Consider the following 5482-nt stretch of genomic DNA (forward strand, 5'->3'; position numbering starts at 1 on the left):
GAAATAGCAGAAAGGGTTATTGGCGCATAGCGCATAGTCCTATTCTAGACAAAACCCTTAATAATGTTTATTGGCTCCATCATGGGTTAGTAAATCTATATGAACGATATACAAAACTACGTCAGACTTAAACTGAACCGCCGTATACCGAACGGTATGTACGGTGGTGTGAGAGGTCGGAGGCTAGGCGCCTCCTCCTACTCGATTTTATGGGACTATTGGGGCAGGTTAGTTGAACAAGGTTAATGAATTTTTGTGGTAAAATGGTAATGCTGAATGGGAGAGGTAACTATTGAATATATATACTGATTCTCTTGTAACTTTTATAATTATGTGGGGAATACCAACTTTTATGGTTGTTAGAGGTTATTTAAACATGAATACTGACGATGAAAAATCAAATAACAAGGTTCTGATAGTTTCCGCCATACCGTAAAAATTAAAAAAGCCCAGCCCATTACAAGCTAAGCAAGTTTCTGTTTTGATGTCTGTACCCCAATTTCAGCTTAGACTACAACTGATGGGATTGGTGGCTCTGGTGGGATTGGTGGTTCTGGTGGATCTGGTGGATCTGGTGGGATTGGAAGCTGTGGAGGACGCTGATTGTAGCTTTTGTTATACCATCCCATATATACAACACTCCTTTTTCTACTATATATATGGGATGAAAAAATACATGCTTGTCCAAATTACCTAAGTTCAGTGCTTTTATTTATCGAGTCTTCTATTGAAAAAATCCCTCTCAAAAATTCGTTTCAATAGAGTACTCCCAATAGGAACGTTTTCGAAATCCATTTAAATCAAAGTTACAACCTTATCTGTCACTTTAGACGTTATTTTGCACCTGTTTAAATCGCTATTTTGCATTATAAATAAATATAAAAAAGCTATCATTTAATGTGATAGCTTTTTCATATTTATTTGATTCCGATTACTAAACTATCCCGTGCAAACAAATACCTATGTATTTATATTTAATACACGCATCAGAAAGATCTCGTTTGATGCAAATATTAAATTACAAGGTTAATTAAAAGTTTGAGATTTTAAAATATTGTACTATGATAAATTTAATTCCATTATTTAAGTTGAGCAATTGTATGGGGCAGTGACCCTTACTCTTACACAATCTAGAGAACATTTTACCTAAGGAGTGGTTATAATGGCACGTGTTTTATTTATTAATGGTGGATCAGAAGGACATATCAATCCAACTATTGGAGTTGTGCAAGAGCTTATTTCGCGTGGTGAAGAGGTAGTGTACTTTACGATAGAAGCTTTTCGAGAACGTATTGAGAAGACGGGAGCTACTGTACGAACATTTGACGGTGAAAAATTTATAAAAGCTTTTATCTCAGGTGGAAGAAATTATTTACACGAAAGAATCAATGGTCTTTTGCGTACGGCAGATATCATGATACCTAGTGTTCTGGAGCAAATCGAAGGGGAACAATTTGATTATATCATTCACGATTCCATGTTTGGTTGTGGACGTTTACTTGCACAAATACTAAAACTTCCGGCAATTAATTCTAGTACTTCTTTTGCACAGACAAAAGCATCATTTGATAAAATGTTGGAACATCTTTCACAAAATATCCCAACAGAAATTGTTAAAACGATAAATGATGATTTTCAAAACCTGACAACAAAAATTAAAGAAAAATATGATGTTGAAATCCGTTCTCCTTATGAAGTTTTTTGTAACCCTGCACCACTTACAATCGTTTATACAACTAGGGAGTTTCAACCCTTTGGAGAAACATTTGACCAAACTTACAAATTTGTAGGTCCATCCATCTCTTTACGATCAACGCAAGAAAACTTCGACCTTACCGCAATCAAGGGAAAAAGCCTAATTTACATTTCTCTGGGTACTGTTTTTAACCAAGCAATTGATTTCTATAAGCTTTGTTTTAAGGCATTTGGGAACACTGATCATACTGTTGTCATGTCTATTGGGGAAAAAGCTCAAATATCTGATTTGGGGGAGATTCCCAAAAACTTCATTGTAAAAAATTATGTTCCACAAATTGAGGTGCTGAAATACACTAAATTATTTATCACACATGGTGGAATGAACAGTACCAATGAAGGTCTCTATTACGGGGTACCGTTAATTGTAATCCCACAAAGCGCTGATCAGCCTATAATTGCTCAACAAGTTGCCAATATCGGAGCCGGTATTAAATTACAAATGCAAAACTTAACAGCAAATCAACTACGTGAATCCGCAGATCATGTGTTAAACCACCCATCTTTCCATAAAGCTGTTGTAAATATTAAGGAATCCTTTCAAAAATCGGGTGGGTATCACCAAGCTTTTGATGAGATTTTCGAATTTAAAAGTGAATATGATATCTAAATACAAATATTTCTCAGCTACGATCATTGTTGACTTTTTCTTAGTGGACAGCAACTTCTTTTTTAATTGCAGTAATGCAACAATATCTAGATTGTGAAGTTATACAAGGTAAAGTAACTGGGGCGTTAGTTTAACAAGACATTGTAATTAAGATCTTCAACAATCGGGCGCGATTGCTGAACAATGAGCAATCGCTTTTTTATTAAACGGATCAGAATAGTTCTATAATGATTCGATGTAAATAATTAAGAAACCCAGCTAATCTTCTCATGTGAAGGTGGTTTTTAAAGGTGGATATGCAAAATAACACTTAAAATATGCGCAAATTATCGGTCAAAGTGACAGCCACGCTACGAACTGCATCTTAAAATTCACTAAAAACGAGGGTTTATAGTGAAAAATATCCTTCCTTAGCGTATAAAAAGCCTGCATTTTAATTCCAAAAAATGTTTTACCGTATGTTTTCCGCGAAATGTTGGTGGGACCCCATAATGTATTTTAACGGAAGTACGAAAAACAAAAACCCCTTGCCGCACAAGGGGTTTTTGTATAGGGAAATAAAATCGATTGGCACCAGAATTTATTTTGTTTGATTATGTATTCTTGATTTATGGCCTCTTGTCTATACATTGTTTTCATACCAACATATTTTATAGTAAGAGTTTTAAAAGGAGGGGATTTTTGTATGTTTTTTTGTGATAGAAGACGCCGTTGTGATCGATTTGATCGTTTTGACAGATTCGATCGATTTGATCGTTTTGGCAGATTCGATCGATTCGATCGTTGTGACAGATTCGATCGATTCGATCGTAGAAGAAGGTGTTTTTGGTAATTTAACCCTCAACTCAAATTACGAGCTCTGGTTGAGCTAATGACTGATCTAAAATCTTTCAAAAAAACTACCTGATATAATTATCTCGGAAGCTCTGGATGAACACCTATTTCACAGCTTAATCCTGTTCTTGGGATAGTTATCTAATACCTCTTGCAAATGACGTTTCACGTCATCTATATTTATTTCACTTAGCAGGCACTTCTGTGTCTGTTACATTTTTTTTAGAATACCTTTTTCAACGAACTGGCCAGTTCGTTGAAGAACCTAATCAATTAGTTTACATAAGAGATCTTATAGGTAATGAAAAAGGATCCTCTAATTGAAGATCCTTTTGTTAAACACAGATACCATTGTTTTAAAATGTTGTGGTGTTGAAAAAATAGTTTTTCTTCATCCTATACCCATTTTTATCAAAATAAACAACAATAAAGTCAGTCTAAAACGTACACGGAAGATGCATTATTATTTGCCGAAACACCATTGCTAAATTTATACTTTGATAAGTTTATTGTTTTTCCCCAATAGTAAGCGTTGTTAAACCTAATATAGCCTCCACTTGAATACTCATGTTGATACAAGTAAGTTGTTCCTTTACTAGCTGTACTGATTGAGGATATAACGTCATTCCAAGATCTTCCCCACGAATAAGTAATATCAGAGATAGCATATCCTACCCTGAGAGCACGGTACGATCCACTTTTATTATCACCTGTATAAAAATCAGTACAACAAGTCCCAGATCCCAAAGTTTCAAAGTTACTGGATACAATCGATTCTTTCTCTACTTTCTTTTCATTTTTGATATAATCATCTACTTTTTGCTGTGTTGTAAACCCTAAACGAACTTCATTCCCCTGTTCGTCCCCAGTATAGTAAATATGTTTGACTTTGGGATCATTTGCATTTGTCGATACCTGTTTCCCATCAATCAAATCGTACTGACTTTCCCCGGCCGCAAAAGATACATTAGAAAAAGAGAAGATCGCTAAGAAGGTAACAGCAACAGTAAACATGAGACTGTAAATCGTTTTCACTTCAACCACTCCCTATTTATAAATTACACACCAGTTAAATATAGTCGAATTCATTTTTTCTTTTAAGGTTCGAAATATTTAATCTGACTAGTTAATGTCATGAACAACCAACTCCTTTATACGTGTTATTTTTTAATACCAACTAGTCGGTATTAATCAATTTATTATATGATTAGAAATGTGTTACAATTAATGAAATATTCAGTTTTTTAAAAAAGGGGTTTTTTATGTTAAATCATCATCAAAAACAATCAGAAGAAACCATCAACAAATTAATGCGATCAGGAATTGAATTGTTTTCTAAGCAAGGCTATTCTAGTACAAGCATTGATCAAATTGTAAAACATGCTGGTTACTCTAAAGGTGCTTTCTATGCTCATTTTTCCACCAAAGAGGAGTTCTTACTGAGGTTGATAAAAGAAGGTATTGATTNGAGGAGTTCTTACTGAGGTTGATAAAAGAAGGTATTGATTTCTATTTTGAGGATTTAAAGGAAGCTCTTACTCAAAAAGGTTGTGATTTACTAAATACATTTAAAGAATATTCTATGCGTTTAGTGAATGAGGCTTATGAAAAGGGGTCTTCTCCTATGCTTCTCCAAGGATGTATGGTTTCGAATGAATTACCTCAGATAAAAGAAAAGCTTATTCTCCAGATGGAGGAATGGAGGTCATTCCTTACACATTTATTTCAGAAAATGAAGGACGAAGGTATTGTCGGAAGTCCATTGGATGCTAGAACTTTAGCGACGGCTAGCATGGCTCTTTTTAATGGATTTAATCTGCAACATTTTGTTGATAATCGAATTCAAATACAGGATGTAGTAAGTGTTTTTATTGAATTGCTTCAAATTCAACAACCTAATAAGAAAGGTTAATAACAACTTCTATGTATACTCTATACAAATCTAGTTAACATATACTTGATGAAAGAATATGGGGACATTCAACATAATATCCAACATGGATGCTTTATAACTATGAATCATTTATAAATGTCTCTTTAATTTGGGGGTCAATTTGTTTATTGTCTTATGCAACTAACGGGTGCGTTAGCTTAAGATCGGAGCTGTCATTAAGGCAGCTTTTTCTTGTGTGCCAGGCATGGCAACTATCTAGGTGGTGAAAGTCCACTGTGGGGGTACACATCGACCAACCACTAAGGAAGCGCAAGGTACTTATCGTGAGGTAAGGGCTGGAGGAAGCGTGGAATAAAATCTTGGCTCGACGAACAGGAATCTGATACTAA

General features: G+C 34.8%; 5 protein-coding genes. 3 read left to right on the top strand and 2 right to left on the bottom strand.

Going from position 1 to position 5482, the window contains the following annotated elements:
* Window positions 1-506 precede the first annotated feature (506 nt).
* A complete protein-coding gene (locus tag AKG34_RS29245) occupies window positions 507-629 on the bottom strand; it encodes a hypothetical protein (RefSeq protein ID WP_269083723.1) in 123 nt (40 codons plus the stop codon).
* Between the two features lie 533 nt (window positions 630-1162).
* Between AKG34_RS29245 and AKG34_RS07900 the strand changes: the two genes are divergently transcribed.
* Both AKG34_RS07900 and AKG34_RS28265 read left to right on the top strand, forming a co-directional pair.
* Entirely contained in the window at window positions 1163-2365 is a 1203-nt protein-coding gene (locus AKG34_RS07900; protein WP_053345578.1) for a macrolide family glycosyltransferase, read from the top strand.
* Window positions 2366-3050: 685 nt separating this feature from the next.
* Window positions 3051-3197 (top strand): hypothetical protein, encoded by a 147-nt coding sequence (locus tag AKG34_RS28265; RefSeq protein ID WP_169787507.1) that lies wholly within the window; start codon window positions 3051-3053, stop codon window positions 3195-3197.
* A 434-nt stretch (window positions 3198-3631) separates the two neighbouring features.
* On the opposite strand, the gene AKG34_RS07905 is transcribed toward AKG34_RS28265, so the two are convergent.
* Window positions 3632-4234, bottom strand: coding sequence for a hypothetical protein (locus AKG34_RS07905; protein WP_053345579.1), 603 nt, complete (start codon window positions 4232-4234; stop codon window positions 3632-3634).
* 275 nt (window positions 4235-4509) lie between these two features.
* On the opposite strand from AKG34_RS07905, the gene AKG34_RS28670 reads away from it, so the two are divergent.
* Window positions 4510-4666, top strand: a 157-nt coding sequence (locus AKG34_RS28670; protein ID WP_236695002.1) for a TetR/AcrR family transcriptional regulator, incomplete at its 3' end; no start/stop codon positions are given.
* Between the last annotated feature and the right edge of the window lie 816 nt (window positions 4667-5482).

The sequence above is a fragment of the Peribacillus butanolivorans genome, assembly GCF_001273755.1.
Taxonomy (GTDB): domain Bacteria; phylum Bacillota; class Bacilli; order Bacillales; family DSM-1321; genus Peribacillus; species Peribacillus butanolivorans.